Here is a 19774-nt window from a genome sequence, read left to right as displayed (position 1 = left end):
CGGGACCCTCTTGCCTCGCGCCTCTTGCCTCGCGCCTCGCGCCTCGCGCCTCTTGCCTCGCGCCTCGCGCATCTCCACAAATGCGAGATAAATCTCGCGCTACGCCACGGTCGGGACCCTCTTGCCTCGCGCCTCTTGCCTCTTGCCTCTTGCCTCTTGCCTCGCGCCTCTTGCCTCGCGCCTCGCGCCTCGCGCCTCTTGCCTCTTGCCTCTTGCCTCACGCCTCTTGCCTCTTGCCTCTTGCCTCGCGCCTCTTGCCTCGCGCCTCTATGCTAGCATACCAGCAATGCCGCAGGTCGTCAAAAAGTGAACAAATATTTCCTGTGAGTCGTCACTTCTGACCGGAACGGCGCCGAATCGTCATGTATACTGGGAGATCAACAGGCACAAGGAGGTGCTCCCATGACGTGTCTCGAACGCCTGAGCGCGTATTTGCGCGATAACCGCGTTTCGTACACGATCCATCATCATCCCACCGCGTACACTGCTTCCGACGTTGCCGCTTACGAACACGTTCCGCCTCACACCTTCGCCAAGGTTGTGATGGTCTTCATCGACGGAAGACTGGCGATGCTCGTTGTGCCCGCCGATACACGCGCCGATCTGGCGCGGCTCGCCGAGATTATTGGGGCGCGTGAGATTTGTCTGGCAGACGAGCGCGAGTTCGCGTCGGTCTTTCCCGACTGCGAACCTGGCGCTATGCCGCCTTTTGGCAACCTGTACAACCTGCCGGTGTATCTGGATCGCGATCTCGCCGAATGCGCAATGATCACCTTGCAGGCAGGCACACACCAGGACGCCATCACGATGCGAAGTGAAGACTTCATCCGTCTTGTCCATCCGTTCATTGCCTCATTCGAGCGCGACACACAGATTCTGGCCGGTCATTTTTGATTGTATCGTCAGTCAGAACGATACGCGGTTGCAACATACATTCCACCCAATCAAGGTCATTTTCGATCGTATCGTCAGTTCGGAAGGAGGAAAGCCATGTCCGAAAGCGTGTACAAGATCATCGAACTGGTCGGCACAAGCGCCGAGTCGTGGGAAAAAGCTGCGGTAAACGCCATCGAGACCGCATCGCGCCACCTGAAGGATCTGCGGGTCGGCGAGGTGGCTGAGATGGACATTCACCTGGAAGACGGTAAGATCATGTATCGCACGAAACTGAAGGTGTCGTTCAAGTACCACGAAGATATTTGAAGAAGGCGCGGCGATGCCTATCGAGAGATGTAGTCGGCTTTGACGTATGAGCCGCTCTCCCCTGTATATCTCACTTTCCCGTGCGCAAGAAACGAGGTGTACAGGGGGGATGTTTGTCCCCCGCAAAGTTTTGCGAAAAAGGCGAACACCACGACCTATGGATGAGGGGTCCGACTGACTGAAGCGCTTTGCCTCGCAATGACTCCGTTTATCGCCAACTGGACTCTCCCGGGGTTTGTGCTACAATATGACCGTATTCTGATAGACATCTGACAAAAAGTTAAAGCCGCTCACTCAAGGGAGATACGCGGATGTCTACTGCTGAACTAGACGCGCTCATCGACCGCCTTCTGCCGCGTGTGCTTGCCGATCGTGACCTTGGCGACGGTCGTGTGTTCACCCGTTTACACCTGCAACACCTCTGGGCGCTGAGTTGTCTCTATGCCGGGCAGTGCTACGACGAAACGCTGCTGATTGATCGTCTCACGACCCGCCTACCCCGGCACGTCATCCTGAGCCAGGACATCAACACGGTACCGGCTCCACCTCGTTCTTACTACTCATGACTGACGAAACGTCCTCATCGCGCGCGTCGACCGGTGCATCGCTGCGGCGGGCAGTGGGTTTTGTGGCGCTGGCAAACTTCGCCTATTTTGGAGTGGAGTTTGCTATTGCTCTTGCTATTGGCTCGGTCGCACTTTTTGCCGATAGCATCGACTTTCTCGAAGACACGGCTTTAAACGTGTTGATCCTGGTTGGGCTGGGATGGTCCCCTATCTGGCGTGGACGCCTGGGGATGATCCTCGCCGCCATTCTCCTGATCCCCGGTCTGGCGACGCTCTGGAAGGCGTGGGAGAAATTTCTGCACCCCACCCCGCCCGATCCGGCATGGCTTGCTGTGGCAGGGGTGGGGGCGCTGGTTGTGAACCTGACCTGCGCACTGGCGCTTGCCCGCCACCGGAAGCATCACGGGAGTCTGGCAAAAGCCGCCTTTCTCTCCGCGCGCAATGACGCACTGGCAAATGTCGCTATTGTGGCGGCTGGACTCCTGACCGCCGTGATCCTCTCCGGTTGGCCCGATCTGATTGTAGGATTGGGAATCCTGGCGATCAATGCCGACGCTGCGCGGCAGGTCTGGATCGCAGCGCGGCGTGAAGTGCGCGCTGAGAACTGAGCACCGAGCGCCGGGAACGACGGCGCGCCCCATCCGCGCCTATCCGTTGCGATCCGTGCCAATCCGTGTGCCCGCCCCCACCGTGCGCCGGAGCGGAAGCGGGAACGACAGCGCGCCCCATCCGCGCCTATCCGTCGCGATCCGTGCCAATCCGTGTGCCCGCCCCCACCGTGCGCCGGAGCGAAACCGCTGCCCTCGCCCAGACCCTATCCTGACAATGATCGTCCCACCTCGTTATACGACAGTTCCACAGCAGGGAGAGCAACGCACATGACCGACCCATCGCTGCCGGTGCGTTCAAGCCAGATCTGCCCTCTGAGCGCTTCGATGTCACGACGCGCCAGGCTCAACCCCAATCCAACGCCTGGCTGCTCCGCCAGGGCGCGCGTGCGGCGACCCCGGTAAAATGCGTTAAACAATAAATCACGCTCATCAGGCGGGATGCCAGGTCCCTGGTCTTCAACTGTGATGACCGCAAGACCATCGCGCACAGACGCAGTGATGGTCACTGTTCCTGTATCGCTATACCGGATGGCATTATCAATCACCTCGTGCAGCGCGCGGCGCAGCAGCGTGACGTCGCCCCAGGCAGCCAACCCTTCTGGCGCCTGCACACGTAGATCAAGCCCTTTTGCGCACACAGCGGGCATGAACGACTCGGCAACCTCTTCGAGCAATGGCAACAGTTCGATTGATGATGAGTGCCGGTGCATATGGGCAGTGGCATTCTCGAACGAATGATCCAGCAGCAACACGCGATTAACCAGCGCCTCAAGTTGCAGAATGCTGTTGCGCACAACATGGCTGAGATCGCGCATCAATTCGGGTTGGTGCGTGAGCAGTTGCAACGCGAGCGACAGGCTCGTAAGCGGTGTGCGCAGTTCGTGCCCGACATGCTCAATAAACTGATCCTTCAATTTATCGAGGCGACGCAGTTGATTATTGAGCCGTGCAATTTCGGTATATGCGCGCGTATTCTCGAGAGCGCTAGCAATGGCAGGCGCCAGGGTCACGAGCAGGCTGATCGTCTGACGTGAATACCCCCGACGGCTCATCGACCATCCGCATCCATAGATGCCCACCAGACGACTGCCGATCCGCAGTGGAAAGAGCAGTCCGATCCCCTGCGCAACGAATGGTCGCGCCCATTCATCGTCGGCGTGGACGGGAACACGAAGGTAATCGGGACAGCGACGCACTTTGCCGATGCTTGCCCCCTGCGCCAGGATCGTGGCGCCCGGCAGGTGCGCTTCCTGACCAATCGCAACAAACATCTGGTCTTCCGGCGGTTCGAGCATCCAGAGGGTCGCACTGTATAACCGCAACCGCTGCGGTAGATCGGCGATCAAAAGGGCGCGCAGGGCATCGGGTTCGATGGTATGACTGAGAGCCGCACTGAATTCGCGCAGAATTTCCTCACTATTCTGCCAACGCAGACGCAGAAGCCAGTTGCTGAACCGAACCAACCGTTGCCGCACCGGAATAACTGCGACTGCCATTCCAACCGACGCCAGCATATGCGCGATCATCTGATCTTGGATTCCGATCCAGAGCAGAATCGTCAGCAGTCCAATGTACAGGACGATCAGGAGCAGCGCCAGACTGACATTGACCAGCGCCATGCCGAGCAATCGTGCCCGCAAATATGTATCCACCAGGGTGGGACTTCGCTCCACAGTCATCCCCCACGGATAGTTTCCCGCATGAAAGAAAACGCTACTATGGAGTATCGCAGGTACGATGAATGCCTCAACGCTGCTTCGCGGCGAAACCATAGCGACACAGAGGACGGAGGGGGAAAGCGACGGTCAATCAGGATACCGGGGGGCCCTTCTGTAGACACCCCGGTATGAACATTGCAGGTGCAATAGAAGGCGATCTCAGTAGGCAGCGCGCAGGATCGCCAGCGCATCTTCATACTCCACCGGGCGTGGATTGCTCATAATCGCGCCATCCATCAAGGTCCCTTCGGCGAGCGCAGGCAAGGCATCCTCCGGCACACCGACATCACGCAGGCGCGCAGGCAACCCGCAATCGGCGGCGAGTTTGGCGACAGCGGCGATCCCGTCGGCAATGACATCCTCTTCGGGGCGTCCACCGGCGTTAACGCCCATAGCGCGCGCGATCCGAACCATACGGTTGGGAACGACCGCAGCGTTGAAGCGCATGCCGTGCGGCAGGAGGATCGAATTAGCCGTGCCGTGATGAACGTGATACGCCGCACCGACGGTGTGCGAGGCGGCATGGATGATGCCGGTATTCACACCGATGCCCGTGGTGGAAAACGCAATCCCCGCAATGGCAGCCGCGATCAGCATATTGCCGCGCGCTTCGAGATCATCGCCATTGTGCGTGGCGGCACGCAGATAGTTCGAGATCATGTCAATCGCCTGAAGCGCCAGGCTGTCGGTGATCGGATTCGCGCCAACGCCAACGAAAGTCTCGATGGCGTGGCTGAGCGCGTCCATACCGGTAGCGGCCGTCAGACGCGGCGGCAGCGTGCGCGTCATCTCCGGGTCGAGGATCGCCAGTTCCGGTCCCAGATAGGGACTGAGGAAGAACAGTTTCTGTTCCGCCTGCTCATCACGAATAACCGCAACCGGGGTGACTTCGCTGCCGGTGCCGGCGGTTGTCGGGATGGCAATCATCGGGAAGAGCGGGCGGGTGAGGAGATTGGCGCCCTGATAGTCGTACAGCGTCCCGCCTTCGGTCAGCAGGATGCGCATGGCCTTGGCGGTATCAATGGCAGAACCACCGCCGACTGCAATCAACACATCAGCGCCGGTATCGCGCGCCACAGCGGCGCCCTGCTCGACCGTCGCCACTGATGAGTCGGACGGAACATCGGTAAAGGCGCCCACGACATCGATAGATCCTTCCAAACCTCCACGCACCCGGTCGAGCAATCCTGCCTGCACCACGCCGGGATCCGCGACGAGCAGCGCGCGTTGCACGCCAAGTTGCGCGACTTCATTGGCAAATTCACGCGCCAGGCCGATCTTGTACATCAATCGGGTGCGCATGTGGTACTCGAAAAAGTCGATCATGTCACTCCTCCTGAAGCCCCTCTCGAACACGACGAAGTAAAGCGCGGCACTCAACCGCATACTCTGCCAGCGCGTGATCGCCGCGAGCGCGGGCGCCAGCAGCCAGTTCGAACAGCGCAGTGTGCGCCGCATCGGTCAGCAGTGCAGGATACTCGCCAACGACTGCCGCGAGCGCATCAGGCTCGTGACCAGCGCGCAATAGCGCATCGATCGCCTGATGCAACCCTTCAGCGCCGGTCATTTCTACGCGCAGGCGCGTAAGCGCATCACGGCGCAGTTCAATCGCCTGCGCCAGATGTTCGTTCCCCTCGTCCAGCGCGGCATCGACACGCGCTGCCAGGTCCTCGTCCGCCCACGGTTCGAGCAGAACCGGATAATCGGCGACGGCTTCACGCAACGCAGGGAGGCTTTCGGTGCGCAGAAACGCTTGATACGCCACGTCCGCGAGGCGTATTCCTTCGACATCAGCGAGAGCAGGAGCAGCGCGCGTATCCTGCCGATCGCCGGGCGCCACACCAGCGCGCAGATCGTGGAGCAACACCCGCGCCTCGGTCAGTGCGCGCGCGATGTCGTGTTCCCCGTGCGCGCGCGCAGCGCTGATGAGTTGTTCGATGACCACATCGGCATCCGGTGTCGCAAGGACGGGATGCCGATTGACCACCGCAGCCGCCTCTGTAGCGGTATCGGCGGCAATCAGTTCCTCAATGGCTACGACAACCGCATCGGGCGCGGCAGCGATATCCAATCGTTCAACCGGAGGAGAAGACGTGTGAACATTGCGGGAAGGTTTGGGAGCAATCGACGGAGGTGGAGCGAAGCGCCTGCCGCGACGCAGCAGCGCCTTGCGCACGCCGCCGGACTCGACTTCCACCTGCACATCGCCGAGATAAGGAAGACGCGCTTCTTCGGGAAGGCTGCCGACCAGCACATACAGCAATTCCCGCGCCCGTTCGCGCCACACATGTTCGGGAGCATCGGCAGGCGCTGCAAAATAGACACGCCGCCCGTCCGGATCGTGGACGAGCAGCGGGCCGCCCGCATCCGCCTGATGACCGCACTGTGGGCAGGTCACCATGTTCAGTTCGCCCGACAGCAACATACCCGCCAGATCGGGACGTTCCCGCGCATCGACAATCGTCCAAATCTCCGCCTCGAACGACGTGCGGCAGACGGGACATGTCAGCGAAGCAAGTTCGGCATACGAGATCGACATACCAGAAACAGGCGACAGATGCCAGGCGAGGCGCACTTCTCAACGTGCGACCAACCGCCCGAACATCTGTCACCTCCGTTGCACCTGTTACCGATACGGCGCGGCGTTATCCTCTGGCAGACGACGCACCTGCGGTTTCCATCGCTGGCGCGCCCGCGAGTTTTGCCTTTTCTTCTTCGATCAACACGCGCCGCAACACTTTGCCGACCATCGTCTTGGGCAGTTCGGCGCGGAACTCGACCTCACGCGGCACCTTATACGGCGCGAGGTGCTGCTTGCAGAACTCACGAATTTCGTCGGGCGTTGCACTCTCACCTGGTTTGAGCACGATGAACGCCTTAATCGTGTCATCACCGCGCGTTGGATGCGGAATGCCGACAACCACGGCTTCGAGCACCTTGGGATGGGTGAAGAGCACTTCCTCGACATCGCGCGGCAACACCTTGTACCCCGACGCGATCATCATATCCTTCTTGCGGTCCACGATGTAGAAGTATCCCTCTTCATCGACCTTGCAAATATCCCCGGTGCGCAGCCAACCATCGGGAGTGAACGTCGCTTCGGTCTCCTCGGGACGATTCCAGTACCCCTTCATCACCATCGGACCCTTGACGACCAGTTCGCCTTCCTTGTCCGACCCGAACGGAATATCCTCACCCGTTTCCAGATCGATGATCTTCGCATCGACATCCGGCAGCGGAATGCCAATCGATCCCTTCTTCCGTTTACCGAACACCGGGTTGCAGTGCGAGACCGGCGAGAGTTCCGTCATCCCGAAGCCTTCAACCAGGCGTCCGCCGGTGATCTGACCGAACTTCTCCTGGACTTCGATGGGCAGCGGCGCCGAACCGCTGATACAGGCTTTGATCGACTTCAAATCATACTCATTGATGCGCGGATGGTTGACAATCCGAATATACATCGCCGGCACACCGGGGAAGAGGGTCGAACGCTCGCGCTGCATCACATCCATCACATGATCGAGTTCGCGCGGGTTGGGAACAATCGTCAACTCGCCACCCAGGTAAAGACCGTAGATCATTGCGACCGTCATGCCATAGACATGGAAGAACGGAATAGCGCACATCATCTTCTCGGCGCCATAGTCGGTCTTTGTGAGCCACGACGCCACCTGGACGGTATTTGCCACCAGATTGCGATGGGTGAGCATCGCCGCCTTCGGCAAACCGGTCGTCCCGCCGGTATACTGGAACAGCGCAACGTCCTCGGGTTGCACATCGACCGTTGGCGGATTGGGTCCATAGCGTTCGAGCAAATGCTGGAACAGATAGACGCTCGAGTCGTGCGAGACATCGACCCAATCGGGCTGTTTGCTCTGTTTGGCATGCACCAGGAAGCGCGACAGCGGACCAAGCGTATCGTAGATATGCGCCACAATCACGCGCTTGAGCGGCGTTTCAGCACGGATTTCCTGCAACCGCGGATAGAACAGGTTCAGCAGCACAATCGTCTCAGAGCCGCTATCGACCAGTTGATGCTTCAGTTCACGCGCAGTGTACGTTGGATTGTTATTGACGACAATCGCGCCAATGCGCATTGACGCAAAGAACGCAATCACATAGTGTGGCGAATTGGGCAGCATCAACGCGACGCGATCGCCCTTGCGCACCCCCAGTTGATAGAGCGCATTGGCAAAGCGATCGACCATTTCGTTGAGCTTCTGGTAGGTCATCTTGCCACCGACGGTGTACAGACCGCGCGCCAGGTAGCTCAACACAAAATTGGTCGCTGTGTTGTACGGGTACTTTCGCGTACTCTCCGCCAAAAAGTAGTTCAGCGTGACGTTGGGGATTTCGACAGAACGCGGCACATTCGGCTCATAACTCGCAAACCAGGGTCGATCCACACTGTTGTTCATGGTTCATGCTCCTTTGCATGGCGTCAGGCGGCGCACCAGACCCCATTGACACTCACACTCCGACCAGACGGATCAGCGCCGTCGAACGAACCTTCCTCTGCTGCGCTGCCAGGCGACTCGCACCTGGCAGCTGCGTTCCCTTCGAGTCGCAACACTAGACGTCGTCGCGCAACCAACCGCGCTCACGCGCAATAAATTTGATAGTGGCATCATCGGGCGGGTAGAGACCGGCCGCCTGATAGGCGTATGCCAGCAGCGCCGCTCCGCCGATCATACCAATACCCAGTCCGATAAGAAATGCTAGTGCGCCCACAACGTTGCGCATGGCCGAAACTCCTCTCGCAATATCCTAAGCCTCACTGTGCACGGCCGAAAACAGGTGCATCGGTATGATACCGCATAGCGCGCCATGGCGTCAACTGCTTTTGAACGCGGCGCGTTATCTATGGAACGTATAGGCGCTGTCAGTCGATGTGAGCGGGGCAGCAGCGCGCGGAGCGACAGATGCGACGCTGTGGTTCCCGACCCCATGAGACCGTTCATCGGGTTCGGCTCGTAGCCGCGCTGAGAACACTGTTGTGCTATAATACATACTGGTCGATCCCGACTCACTGGAGAGTCGACGACACTCTCAACAGGCGCCATCACAATGACCAACCGTTCCTGTCAGGCGCATCTTCTCCACGAGGACGGGTTTCGTCCAGGCACAGAGAAAGGCGGAGGTGCGTCATGCTTGCCAGAGCCTATGTCCTGATCGAAGCCGAAGCTGGCCAGGTGAGCTCCGTGCTCGCCACGTTGCGCGCCATCAAGGGCATCACGCTTGCCGATCCGGTGACCGGTCCATACGACATTATCGTGACAATCGAAGTGCCCGACCAGCGCGATATCGGTCGTCTGGTGATGAATGAACTGCATGGCATTCCGGGGATCAAGCGCACGGTAACATGCCTGGCGATCTGAATGCGGGAACGCAGCAGCCCGGATGCGCGCGACCAGGCATGGTACAATTTTGAGACTGTTCGACGCCATGTGAGCAGGGTAAGACTGTGCCGCGCCTCAACGGAAAACCCGAGTTTGCCGTGATCGGTCTTGGGCGATTCGGCAGCAGTCTGGCATTGACGCTTGCCGAACGCGGGTTCAGCGTTCTGGGGATCGACCGCGACCGCGCAATCGTCCAATCACTTGCCGATCGTTTGACCCAAACCGTTGCGCTTGACTCGACCGATGAGCATGCGTTGCGCGCCGTTGATATTCCTTCCTTCGATACCGTTGTCATCGCTATCGGATCGAACTTCGAGGCGAACCTGCTGACGACCGTGGCGGTCAAATCTCTGGGTGTGCCCCACGTCATCTGCAAAGCGACGACCGATCGCCAACGCACCATCCTGCTGCGGGTCGGCGCCGACCGCGTCATTCTGCCGGAGCACGAAGCTGGCTGCCGTCTGGCGCAGGAACTCGCCGCGCCGGGCATGGTCGACCAGATTGCGCTGGGTGTCGAACACAGCATTACCGAATTGCGCGTCCCGTCGTCGTTCGTCGGCCACACATTGCGCGAATGTGATCTACGTCGCCGGTACGGGGTAACGGTTCTGGCAGTCAAACGCGGCGAGCATCTGACGGTCTTTCCGGCGCCGGATTTTACCTTTGCGCATGGCGACCTGCTAGCGGTCATCGGTGAAAATCAGAGCGTTGCACGGATTGCCGAGCTGAAATGAGATTGTCGCCGCGATCATCGGTGCGCTCCTCTTATCGGCCGCGTCCTATGCCGGCTGCGTTGCGCCTGGTGATCGGGCTGGCGATCCTGGTGACGGTCGGCACGCTGACCCTGATGCTGCCATGGATGGGCGCTCAACGTCCACTCACATGGAATGAGGCGCTCTTTACTGCGGTTTCAGCACTCAGTGTCACCGGTCTGTCTATCATCACTCCGGTCTCCGATCTCAGTCTTGCCGGTCAGATCGTGCTGCTGCTGCTGATCCAGATCGGCGGCGTCGGGTTTATGGTCATGGCGGTCATTGTCTTTCAGTTGCTGGGAAGACGAATCACCCTCACCGATCGCCTGGCGCTGACCGACTCGATGGGATTGCTGGTGCCCGGCGCGATTGTGCAACTGGTGCGGCGCGTGCTGCTGACGGTCTTGTTGATCGAGACGATTGGCGCTGCCTTGCTCTGGATTCACTGGCGCGACATGCTGGGACCGGAACGCGCTCTGTTGTATGCGATCTTTCACTCGGTCTCCGCCTTTTGCAACGCCGGTTTCGACCTGTTCAGCGGGTTGCCGCAGCACCCCTACGGCATTCCCAACGATAGCACCTCACTGGCGATCCTGGGGACGCTCATTTTCCTCGGCGGGTTGGGCATCCCGGTGCTGGCGGAATTGCTCACGTTCTGGCGGATACGCTTCTCTCTGCATACGCGCATCACGCTGACCGTCGTTCTCACGCTGGTCTCGATTGGCGCCGGCGGGCTTTTTCTGACCGAACAACAACCCGGTCATCCGCTGGCAAACGAGTCGCTGGAGCGCCAGATTGCGCTGGCGCTCTTTCAGTCAATTTCGACGCGCACTGCCGGATTCAGCGCCTTTCAGCCGCTCGATGAGTTATCCCCCGCCGGTCGATTACTGACGATTGTGCTGATGTTCATCGGGTGTGCGCCGGCATCGATGGGAGGCGGCATTACGACAGGGACGTTTGCAGTGTTGATGCTGGCAGTGGGCGCCTATGCGCGCGGCCTGGCATCACCACAGATTGGCGGGCGCACCCTGGCGCCGCAGACGGTGCGTAAGGCAGCCGCCATTCTGACGGTGTCGCTCCTGGTGGTGCTGACGGCAACCTGGTTGATCCTGATCACGCACGAGGCCTCGCTCGATGATGCTCTGTTCGAGGTGGTATCGGCGTTTGCGACCTGCGGCTTGTCACTACAATTGACCGGCGAGTTAAACCTCTTTGGTCAACTGGTGATCTGTGTGATGATGTTTTGGGGCCGGTTGGGCGCTCTGACGCTGGTTGTGGCGCTGGCGCACCAGCGCCCGCAACTGGTGACATACCCGGAGGAGCAAGTGCTCATCGGGTGACGCTGGCTGCCATTTCAGGCGTTGAAGACAAACGTGTTGAGCAGCAAGGTCAACCCGATCAGGACCGCAGCGGTGATCAGCACCGCAATCACTTGCGCCACTTGTAAGGGCAGCGAGCGAGCGATCGGGAGCGATGTCACGTGAACGTCGGGCGAAGACTGTGCCATACTCATATCCCTCCTTTTTCTTTGAGCATACTGGCAGGCGCGTCAGGAAGGAAGGGCAGAGCATCCCGGAAGACGTTGGGAAAGATTTCCCGTCTCGACAAAGAGTATCGTCGATACTCCATCTCTGGAAGATCGTCGCCCAATCGCAAAACGGTCCCATCAGGCGCGTGGAAGGCAGCGCGAGCTGCGCGATGCTATGGGGAAGCGTTATCGACCGCACGCATGGAAGCCTCCGTCCGAGCCATCAACGCACGCCTGATAGATGTGCAACCCTTATCGTTTCACCTTATCCCCACACGCCGACGTACATAAACCGACGGCGGCTCGCCAAAGTGCTGCCGGAAGACGCGACTGAAGCGCGACAGATCGTGAAAGCCCCAACGTGTGGCAATGTCGCGGATGCTGCCGTGGTCGCCGCCGCAACGGAGCAATTCGCTCCGAATGACCTCCAGACGGCGAATGGTGATCCAGCGGGTGACGGTGATACCGGTCGCCGCGAAGAGCATGTGCAGATAGCGAACGGAGACACCGAATCGGTCGGCAATAACGCGCGGGCACAGTTGATAATCCTCAAGACGATGATCAATGTAGGAGTAGATTGCGTTGAGCAACTCACGGCGGCGTGTTGACAGGTGATCGTCTGTGGTCTGCTCACCGCGCAGCCATACGATGATTGCATCGAGAGCGCCGTCTCCCAGGATCAGGCGCTGTCCGGCGCTGAGCAGTGGCGCCTGCAGAACAAGGGCTGACAGCAACTGAACGCAGACAGCGCCGCATCCCTGCACAACCGACAGAATCCTCCCCGTCAGCGCATCCACGTTGCCAAGCCGCGCCATTAGTGTCGTGGCCGGAAGCACTGCCAGCAGCGCGCCTCCGGGAGGGTGCGGCATAATCGTCAGCGGCGCGCGCCCGCTCCACAACCATCCGGCGCCTGGTTCGAGTTCGAGACCATCGTAACAAGGCGCAGCGATTCCTCTGCGATCTCGGTCAGAGGCTGTGCTCCCCTGGTATGTCTTCGTCCCCGCCAGGGGATCAGAACCGTTGATGCGTTCCACCGCTGCGCCCCTGATGCGTACCACCCCTCCCTGAGCAAACAGTGCCGCAACGCGCATTGCGGACGGCGACGCAGGCGCCAAGTGCATAGCCTGTTCCAGCCATGCCACCTCAACTGCCCCGTAGCTCCACAGGGCCAGCTCCACATCGTTGTGTCGCTCCACGTTCTCTCCATTGCGCATGAATTCGGACGCGGAAATTGCGCACGCACAGACAAAAAACGTTCACTCTGAGTCATGCATCCAGGGGGATTTCCTGTCATAATACCAGAGATCCCACGATCCTCAAAGTTCATATCACTCGCAGTGAGCAAAGGAGCGCACCGCATGAGCAACGGCATGGGGTCTCGTCCACGCATTCTGGCCATTGATGCTGGAGGCACGATGACCGACACGTTCATCATCAATGAACGTGGAGAATTTGTCGTCGGCAAAGCCCAGACCACCCCGCACGACGAGTCGATTGGCTTTCTCAACTCGGCGCGCGACGCGCTGCACTATTGGGGCATGAGCGTCGAAGAAGCCTTCGGCGCCATGGTCAGCGGCATCTACTCCGGTACCGCAATGCTCAACCGCCTGCTCGAGCGCAAAGGGCGCAAGGTCGGAGTCATCGTCACCGCCGGGATGGAAGACTATTTGCGCATGGAGCGCGCGATTCAAACCTATCTGGGATACTCCTATTCGGATCGTCTCCACATTGTCACTCATCGCCACAACCCGCCGTTGGTCCCGCGTCAACGCATCTTTGGCGTGCGCGAGCGGATTGATGTCTTTGGCAAAGTCGCCATCCCACTCTATGAGCACGAAGCGCGAGCAGCCGTGGAACAGTTGCTGACGATGGGCGTGGACTCAATCGTCGTTAATCTGATTTATTCTTTCAAGAATCCAGCGCACGAGCAGCGGGTGCGAGAGATCGCCGAAGAAGTGATGGCAGCGGAAGGTCGTCGTATACCGATCTACCTGTCGTCCGAACTCTATCCATTGCGCGCCGATTTTCCTCGCCTGAACGCGACGCTCCTCGAAGCCTATGCCGCTGAACCGTCACGGGAACAATTACAGAAGGTGCGCGACGTGACCCGCGCCCATGGAGCAACGTTCGACCTGCGGGTCATGGCCAGCCATGGCGGCACCATCTCGATAGATGCGCGCGAACTGGCGCGCACCTTGATCTCCGGTCCGATCGGGGGCGTCATCGGGGCAAAGTATCTGGCTGAACGGATAGGGGTGCACAACGTCGCCTGCACCGATATTGGCGGCACATCCTTCGATATTGCGCTGATCACCGATGGCGAATTTCAGATCAAGAATGTGCCGGATGTGGCGCGCTTTTTGCTCAATATTCCGCTGGTGCAGATCGACTCGGTTGGTGCAGGCACCGGCTCATTCGTGCGTGTCAACCCAGGCAACCGTCGCATCGAGATCGGCCCCGACAGCGCCGGCGCACGAGTTGGCGTCTGTTACCCGGAAGGGGGTGTAGATACGGTCACCATCAGCGATTGCAATGTCGTGCTCGGCTATCTTAACCCCGACAACTTCTTGGGTGGCGAAGTCCGGCTCGACCGGCAGCGCGCAATCGCGGCAGTTCAGCAACAGATCGCCGAACCACTCGGGCTTGATGTGTATGCTGCGGCAGCGGGCGTGATCGAGTTGTTTGAGGATAATCTGAAGAACAATCTGCTGGGGCGGATCATTGGCAAGGGATACGGTCCTGAAAACTATACATTACTCTCCTACGGCGGCGGCGGGCCGCTGCACGTGGGCGGATATTCGGCAGGACTCAACTTCGAAGATGTGCTCATCCCCACCTGGGCGCCGGGCTTCTCGGCGTTCGGATGTGCATGCGGCGATTTTGAGTATCGCTATGATCGCTCGATTGACCTGCCGATTTTCCCCGGCATCGACGATACCGCCAGAATGCAACTCGGCGCGGTGATCAATGCCGCATGGGACGCTCTCGCCGATCAAGTGGCCGCCGAGTTCGCCAAGAGCGGCATTTCCCGCGAGCAGATCGACTTCAAACCGGCCATCCGCATGCAGTACTACGGGCAACTCAACGATCTGGAGTTTCGTTCGCCGGTACGACGGATCGAGGAACCGGGCGATATTCTTCAGTTGCTCCGCGCTTTCGATGACCTCTATGCCAAAATCTACTACAACGCAGCGCGCACGCCCGATTTCGGCTATCTGGCGACCCGGGCGATCATGACCGGCTCGGTGGACGTGGAAAAACCTGCGCTGCCGCACCGTGCCGAGACAGGAATCGTTCCCGATCCAGAAGCGCAGATCAGCATCCGCGAGGTCTACTGGAAGGGCGCCTGGGTCCCCACGCCGATTTTTGCGATGGATCGCCTGCACGCTGGCAACCGGATCGTCGGACCGGCAATTATCGAAGCGCCGGCGTGTACGCTGGTCGTCCCGCCCGATCGACAGGTGTGGCTGGACCGGAATGACATTTTTCATATGCGGCCGGCATAAGGCGTAGAACCCATGATCGCACATTGCTAAAGGAGACGTTACTATGACCATCATGACCGATACGACTGCCAGTGCCGGCATTGGCTGGAACGGGCGAACGCTTCGATCAATGCTGGAAGAGAGTGAGCGCCTCTTTGCCGAAACCGGGCGCTACTACGGCATTGAACGCCTGACGCTCAAGGAAGAAGACCCGATCCGCTACGAGAAACTCTTCTCGCGTTTACGCGGCGGCATGGTTAATGCCCGCGAGACGGCGCTGAACATCTCGGCATCGCCTATCGTGCGCGAGATCGGCGAACTCTGCTTCGCCCTCTACACCCCCGAAGGTGACAGTATCACCCTCTCGACCGGGATCATGGTCCACGTGCATACTATGTCCGACGCGATCAAGTGGATGATCCGCAACAACTACGAAGAGAATCCCGGCATCGAAGATGGCGACATTTTCTGCAACAACGATGCCTTCATTGGTGATGTGCATAACGCCGATGTCCAGGATATTCTGCCGATCTTCTGGGAGGGCGAACTGATTGGTTGGGCGGCTGGTGTGACTCATGTGATCGATGTCGGCGCACCATTGCCCTCCGGCATGCCGATGGGTCCAATCCATCGCTACGAAGACGGCTTCATGCTTTCAGCGCAAAAAGTCGGCTCGAAGAACCGATTGCACCGCGACTATGTGCTGCGCTGTCAGACCGCCGTGCGATTACCGTTCTACTGGATGCTCGACCAGCAGACACGGATCGCCGGTTGCCAGATGATCAAAGAAGCCGTCCATCGAGTCATCCGTGAAGAAGGCATCGAGACCTACAAGCGGTTTATTCGTGAAGTGATCGAAGATGGGCGCCGGTCGTTTGTCCAGCGCGTCAGGGAGTTGACCATCCCCGGCACGTACAGTGTGCCGAGTTTTATGGATGTGACGTTCGGCGGCGAAGCAGGGCGGTTGTCGCCAGAGGCGGCGAAAGACACGTTGATGCACGCACCGCTGACCGTGGAGATCGGGTCCAAAGGCGAATTCAAGGTCAGTTTCGAGGGGGCGAGCAAATGGGGCTACCATTCATTCAACGCTCCGCCGAGCGCGATGCAGGGCGGGTTGTGGGTGTTGCTGACCCAGACGCTCGTGCCCAACGATAAAGTCAATGATGGCGCCTACTTCGCCATCCAGAATAACCTGCCTTACGGTTCGTGGGCGAATCCCGATAATAAGTTCTGCTCGGTCAGCATTGCCTGGGTCTATCTCATCCCCGGCTATTCCGGCATCTTCCGCGCCTTGAGCATGGCGTATGTCGGTCGAGGATACCTGGAAGAGGTCATTGCAGGGTACCCGGGCACCTGGAATATGACGCAGGGCGGGGGACCCAATCATTACGGTCAACCCGGCGCCTGGACCAACTTCGAGATGAGTTCGTGCGGCACATCGGCGCGGTACGTCATGGATGGCGAGGATACCTGCGCCGCCATGTGGAACCCGGAAGGCGATATGGGCGATGTCGAAGCCTGGGAAATCCTCGAACCACTGCTTTACCTTAGTCGACGCATCCGTCCCAATTCGTTCGGACCGGGCAAGTTCCGTGGCGGCAGCGGCTTCGAGTCCATTCGAATGGTCTACAACACCCCCACTCAGGTGCTCTACAATCTCGGCGAAGGGAATGTCTTCCTCGGCACAGGTCTCTTCGGCGGCTATCCGGCGTTCGCCGGCTATCGCCAGAGTGTCAAGCATACCGACATGGCGCGCCGCATCGCCCACCAACTGCCGTATCCGATCAGCGACGAGGACCCTGAGAACAGCCAGATGGTCGCGCACGTCGAAGGCGTGCTCGAACGCGATAAGCGCACCATTCACCTGCCCGATCCGCACGCAGAGTACGACCTCTATCTGAGCGTTCTGCGCGGCGGCAACGGCCTGGGTGATGTGCTGGAACGCGATCCGGCGGCAGTGGTGCGCGATTTGAACGAGGGGTATCTGCTGCCGCGCTTTGCCGCGAGCACCTATGGCGTGGTTGCGTTCCAGAACGCTGCGGGTGAATGGGAACTGGACGCCGAGGCGACCGAAGAACGCCGGGCTGCCATGCGGCGCGAGCGCATCGAGCAGAGCATACCGGTGGACGAGTGGATGGCGCAGCAGCGAACCAGGGTTGTGCAGAAGAATTTTATCGAGCCGGTGCGGCAAATGTACCAGGAGAGCATGAGTCTCAGCCCAACATGGGCGGCACACTTCCGCTCGTTCTGGGGACTGGACGATGACTGGTCACTGTAAATTGTGGAGCAACGCAATGACACACTACGACATCTCGACCATCGCCGATCTGGTTGACGGCAGGCTGGAATGGCCGCAACTCAAGGCGATGATGAGCAACTTCAAAGACCCCGACCGCTTCGACAAATACATCGCCGTGTTACAGGAACGGGTTCCATGGGATGACCAGATCCTTCTGCCGCTGGGACCACACCTGTTTATCGTGCGCAAGGCGGATGGGAGCATTGTTACGAAAAGTCGCAGCGGCTATGAGTTCGGCGACTACCGTCAGAACTGGAAGCTGAAAGCGCGCATCCGGGTGCGCGATACCGAGGCAAGCCTGCAAGAACTCTACCCGGCAATGATGCACTGCACGCCGGGCTGGATGGAGCTGCGCGAGTACATTGACCCCCTTGATGGGACCCTGCTCGAAGTAGAAGCAGTTCCTCCGGGTTATCCCATCGTTCATAGTTTCCAGCCTGATCTGGAAACATTTTATCGGGAGTGGCTGGGGCGCGAGTTGTAGACAGCCGAACCTGCGGGGAGCACGTCTTCCCGCAGGTTCAGTTCGGATAAGGAACTATGGACACGTCACTCTACGCTCTACTGGAACGACAGGCGGCTGCCCGAAACGATCAGGTCTATCTCTACTGGCGCGACGAGGAGATCAGTTACGCGGAGTTTACCCGAAAGGTGCGTCAGGCGGCTCATGGACTTCGTGCGCTTGGTGTGGAGCATAGCGACAAAGTCGCTCTATTACTCGGCAACTGCCCCGAGTTTCTGACCATCTTCTTCGCCTGTGCAGCGCTCGGCGCCGTCGCCGTGCCGATCAACCCGCGCCTGAAAGCCGAAGAAGTGGGGTACATCTTGCAAAACTCCGACAGCGTGGTGCTGGTCGTTGCTGACACCCTGCTGCCGATCATCGCTCCGGCGCTCGACGGATGCCCGCAGTTGCGCCATATCGTGATTGTCGGCGCCGTCCCGGAAACATCGATCACACGGACGCTGCATCCTTTCACCAGTCTCTCCGCTGCCGGCGATCATCCGGTCAGCGCAGCCGTGGGACCAGAGGACATCGCCAGCATTATCTATACCTCTGGAACGACAGGACGACCGAAAGGAGTCTTACTCTCGCATGGCAACTACCTGTTCGATGTCTGGTCGTATGCGACAGCCTGCCAGATCAGCGAGGCAGATCGGTTGCTGTGTATGTTGCCCCTTTTCCATGTCAATGCGCAGGTCGCCAGCGTTCTTTCAGCATTGCACCAGGGCGGCGCCTTGATTCTCCTGGAAGGATTCTCACCGCGTGAGTTCCTGCCAGCGCTAGCGCGCTACCGCGCCACCAGTTTCAGCGCCGTGCCGACGATTTACGCCATTCTCAACAATCTGCCCGATGCCGGGCAGTACGATCTGAGCAGCCTGCGGGTATGCATCTGCGGCGCCGCCCCGATGCCGGTTGAGGTATTCGAGCGTTTCGAGCAGATATATCGGGCGTTCATTCTGGAGGGGTATGGGTTGAGCGAGGGCACATGCGTCAGTACGCTCAACCCACTGGACGGTCGCCCTCGCAAGATCGGCTCGATTGGTGTGGCGCTTCCCGGTCAGGAGGTTCGTATTGTGGATGACCAGGGACAGCCTGTGCCGCCGGGGACCGTAGGCGAGATTGTCATCCGCGGTCCGAACGTGATGCAGGGATACTACAAAAATCCCGAAGCGACTGCCGCTGCCATTCGGGATGGATGGCTCTTCACTGGCGATCTCGGCTCGCGCGACGCCGAGGGCTACTTCTTCATCGTCGGGCGCAAGAAGGAGATGATCATCCGGGGCGGTGAGAATATCTACCCCAAGGAAATCGAGGAAGTGCTCTACCGACACCCGGCAGTGGCGGAAGCGGCCGTGGTCGGATTACCCGATCCAATCTGGGGCGAGCAGGTTGCTGCGTTCATCGTTGCTCATCCTGGCATCTCTGTGAGCGCCGAAACGATTATTGAGCACTGCCGGGCGCACCTGGCGGATTTCAAATGTCCGCAGGTCGTGGAGTTCGTGGAGTCTTTCCCTAAAACAGCAACCGGAAAGATACAGAAGAACCGGCTGGTCGAACGGTATGCCGGTCTCTCTGCGCACCGTTCGCCTGATGCTGAGGCGGGACCGAAGTCATGACGCACTCTTCAGGATCGAATATCGCGCGACGAGATGCCAGTGCTGTCTCCTCCCTTCGCGCCCTTCGTGGCCTTCGTGGATGCACTTCTTTTCTT

Annotated in this window: 18 protein-coding genes; 11 read left to right on the top strand and 7 right to left on the bottom strand. The window is 59.4% G+C overall.

Annotated features, from left to right (window positions below; genetic code table 11):
* The first annotated feature begins 402 nt into the window (after positions 1–402).
* The 4 genes from RCAS_RS09190 to RCAS_RS09175 all read left to right on the top strand — a co-directional run bounded on the left by RCAS_RS09190 (position 403) and on the right by RCAS_RS09175 (position 2377).
* A complete protein-coding gene (locus tag RCAS_RS09190; protein ID WP_012120308.1) occupies positions 403–894 on the top strand; it encodes an aminoacyl-tRNA deacylase in 492 nt (163 codons plus the stop codon).
* Between the two features lie 96 nt (positions 895–990).
* A complete protein-coding gene (locus RCAS_RS09185) occupies positions 991–1203 on the top strand; it encodes a dodecin family protein (RefSeq protein ID WP_012120307.1) in 213 nt (70 codons plus the stop codon).
* A 311-nt stretch (positions 1204–1514) separates the two neighbouring features.
* Positions 1515–1769 carry a hypothetical protein gene (locus RCAS_RS09180; protein ID WP_012120306.1) on the top strand — a complete coding sequence of 85 codons (255 nt, stop codon included), beginning with the start codon at positions 1515–1517 and terminating at the stop codon, positions 1767–1769.
* Entirely contained in the window at positions 1766–2377 is a 612-nt protein-coding gene (locus tag RCAS_RS09175; RefSeq protein ID WP_012120305.1) for a cation transporter, read from the top strand. Before RCAS_RS09180 ends, RCAS_RS09175 begins: the two co-directional genes overlap by 4 nt.
* 206 nt (positions 2378–2583) lie before the next feature.
* Here RCAS_RS09175 and RCAS_RS09170 read toward each other — a convergent pair whose 3' ends face one another.
* The 5 genes from RCAS_RS09170 to RCAS_RS24515 form a co-directional block, all read right to left on the bottom strand.
* Positions 2584–4032: a sensor histidine kinase gene (locus RCAS_RS09170; RefSeq protein WP_232280218.1), complete on the bottom strand. Its 1449-nt coding sequence runs from the start codon at positions 4030–4032 to the stop codon at positions 2584–2586.
* A 225-nt stretch (positions 4033–4257) separates the two neighbouring features.
* Entirely contained in the window at positions 4258–5424 is a 1167-nt protein-coding gene (locus tag RCAS_RS09165) for an iron-containing alcohol dehydrogenase (RefSeq protein ID WP_012120303.1), read from the bottom strand.
* A gap of 1 nt (position 5425) precedes the next feature.
* Positions 5426–6637, bottom strand: coding sequence for a CpXC domain-containing protein (locus RCAS_RS09160; RefSeq protein ID WP_012120302.1), 1212 nt, complete (start codon positions 6635–6637; stop codon positions 5426–5428).
* A 106-nt stretch (positions 6638–6743) separates the two neighbouring features.
* Positions 6744–8516, bottom strand: a complete 1773-nt coding sequence (locus RCAS_RS09155) for a long-chain-fatty-acid--CoA ligase (protein ID WP_012120301.1) — start codon at positions 8514–8516, stop codon at positions 6744–6746.
* Positions 8517–8670: 154 nt separating this feature from the next.
* The gene (locus RCAS_RS24515; RefSeq protein ID WP_011956813.1) at positions 8671–8841 is read right to left on the bottom strand and encodes a hypothetical protein; all 171 of its coding nucleotides are present in this window, start codon (positions 8839–8841) and stop codon (positions 8671–8673) included.
* Positions 8842–9245: 404 nt separating this feature from the next.
* Here RCAS_RS24515 and RCAS_RS09150 point away from each other — a divergent pair, with 404 nt between their 5' ends.
* The 3 genes from RCAS_RS09150 to RCAS_RS09140 all read left to right on the top strand — a co-directional run bounded on the left by RCAS_RS09150 (position 9246) and on the right by RCAS_RS09140 (position 11589).
* Complete coding sequence (locus tag RCAS_RS09150) at positions 9246–9476, top strand: Lrp/AsnC ligand binding domain-containing protein (protein ID WP_012120300.1); 231 nt, start codon at positions 9246–9248, stop codon at positions 9474–9476.
* Between the two features lie 86 nt (positions 9477–9562).
* The gene (locus RCAS_RS09145; protein ID WP_012120299.1) at positions 9563–10231 is read left to right on the top strand and encodes a potassium channel family protein; all 669 of its coding nucleotides are present in this window, start codon (positions 9563–9565) and stop codon (positions 10229–10231) included.
* Positions 10232–10278: 47 nt separating this feature from the next.
* Entirely contained in the window at positions 10279–11589 is a 1311-nt protein-coding gene (locus tag RCAS_RS09140; RefSeq protein WP_232280217.1) for a TrkH family potassium uptake protein, read from the top strand.
* Between the two features lie 14 nt (positions 11590–11603).
* Here RCAS_RS09140 and RCAS_RS25090 read toward each other — a convergent pair whose 3' ends face one another.
* Positions 11604–11756 (bottom strand): hypothetical protein, encoded by a 153-nt coding sequence (locus RCAS_RS25090; protein WP_157042597.1) that lies wholly within the window; start codon positions 11754–11756, stop codon positions 11604–11606.
* Between the two features lie 281 nt (positions 11757–12037).
* Complete coding sequence (locus RCAS_RS23290; protein ID WP_012120297.1) at positions 12038–12973, bottom strand: AraC family transcriptional regulator; 936 nt, start codon at positions 12971–12973, stop codon at positions 12038–12040.
* Between the two features lie 162 nt (positions 12974–13135).
* Here RCAS_RS23290 and RCAS_RS09130 point away from each other — a divergent pair, with 162 nt between their 5' ends.
* From RCAS_RS09130 to RCAS_RS09115, 4 genes are read left to right on the top strand one after another with little or no spacing between them, the layout of a single operon-like run.
* Positions 13136–15283 carry a hydantoinase/oxoprolinase family protein gene (locus RCAS_RS09130; RefSeq protein WP_012120296.1) on the top strand — a complete coding sequence of 716 codons (2148 nt, stop codon included), beginning with the start codon at positions 13136–13138 and terminating at the stop codon, positions 15281–15283.
* A gap of 43 nt (positions 15284–15326) precedes the next feature.
* Entirely contained in the window at positions 15327–17540 is a 2214-nt protein-coding gene (locus RCAS_RS09125) for a hydantoinase B/oxoprolinase family protein (protein ID WP_012120295.1), read from the top strand.
* A 16-nt stretch (positions 17541–17556) separates the two neighbouring features.
* Positions 17557–18045: an acetone carboxylase subunit gamma gene (locus tag RCAS_RS09120; protein ID WP_041330494.1), complete on the top strand. Its 489-nt coding sequence runs from the start codon at positions 17557–17559 to the stop codon at positions 18043–18045.
* Between the two features lie 56 nt (positions 18046–18101).
* Complete coding sequence (locus tag RCAS_RS09115) at positions 18102–19679, top strand: class I adenylate-forming enzyme family protein (RefSeq protein WP_012120293.1); 1578 nt, start codon at positions 18102–18104, stop codon at positions 19677–19679.
* The last annotated feature ends 95 nt before the right edge of the window (positions 19680–19774 follow it).

Origin of the sequence: Roseiflexus castenholzii DSM 13941 (genome assembly GCF_000017805.1) — a bacterium.
Taxonomy (GTDB): Bacteria; Chloroflexota; Chloroflexia; order Chloroflexales; family Roseiflexaceae; genus Roseiflexus; species Roseiflexus castenholzii.
This window is presented reverse-complemented; position numbering and strand designations above follow the sequence as displayed.

Bases quoted from the DNA above. Each gene is read 5' to 3' on its own strand.
- RCAS_RS09190 (WP_012120308.1), top strand. From the start codon at position 403: ATGACGTGTCTCGAACGCCTGAGCGCGTATTTGCGCGATAACCGCGTT.
- RCAS_RS09185 (WP_012120307.1), top strand. From the start codon at position 991: ATGTCCGAAAGCGTGTACAAGATCATCGAACTGGTCGGCACAAGCGCC.
- RCAS_RS09180 (WP_012120306.1), top strand. From the start codon at position 1,515: ATGTCTACTGCTGAACTAGACGCGCTCATCGACCGCCTTCTGCCGCGT.
- RCAS_RS09175 (WP_012120305.1), top strand. From the start codon at position 1,766: ATGACTGACGAAACGTCCTCATCGCGCGCGTCGACCGGTGCATCGCTG.
- RCAS_RS09165 (WP_012120303.1), bottom strand. From the start codon at position 5,424: ATGATCGACTTTTTCGAGTACCACATGCGCACCCGATTGATGTACAAG.
- RCAS_RS09160 (WP_012120302.1), bottom strand. From the start codon at position 6,637: ATGTCGATCTCGTATGCCGAACTTGCTTCGCTGACATGTCCCGTCTGC.
- RCAS_RS09155 (WP_012120301.1), bottom strand. From the start codon at position 8,516: ATGAACAACAGTGTGGATCGACCCTGGTTTGCGAGTTATGAGCCGAAT.
- RCAS_RS24515 (WP_011956813.1), bottom strand. From the start codon at position 8,841: ATGCGCAACGTTGTGGGCGCACTAGCATTTCTTATCGGACTGGGTATT.
- RCAS_RS09150 (WP_012120300.1), top strand. From the start codon at position 9,246: ATGCTTGCCAGAGCCTATGTCCTGATCGAAGCCGAAGCTGGCCAGGTG.
- RCAS_RS09140 (WP_232280217.1), top strand. From the start codon at position 10,279: ATGCCGGCTGCGTTGCGCCTGGTGATCGGGCTGGCGATCCTGGTGACG.
- RCAS_RS25090 (WP_157042597.1), bottom strand. From the start codon at position 11,756: ATGGCACAGTCTTCGCCCGACGTTCACGTGACATCGCTCCCGATCGCT.
- RCAS_RS09130 (WP_012120296.1), top strand. From the start codon at position 13,136: ATGAGCAACGGCATGGGGTCTCGTCCACGCATTCTGGCCATTGATGCT.
- RCAS_RS09125 (WP_012120295.1), top strand. From the start codon at position 15,327: ATGACCATCATGACCGATACGACTGCCAGTGCCGGCATTGGCTGGAAC.
- RCAS_RS09120 (WP_041330494.1), top strand. From the start codon at position 17,557: ATGACACACTACGACATCTCGACCATCGCCGATCTGGTTGACGGCAGG.
- RCAS_RS09115 (WP_012120293.1), top strand. From the start codon at position 18,102: ATGGACACGTCACTCTACGCTCTACTGGAACGACAGGCGGCTGCCCGA.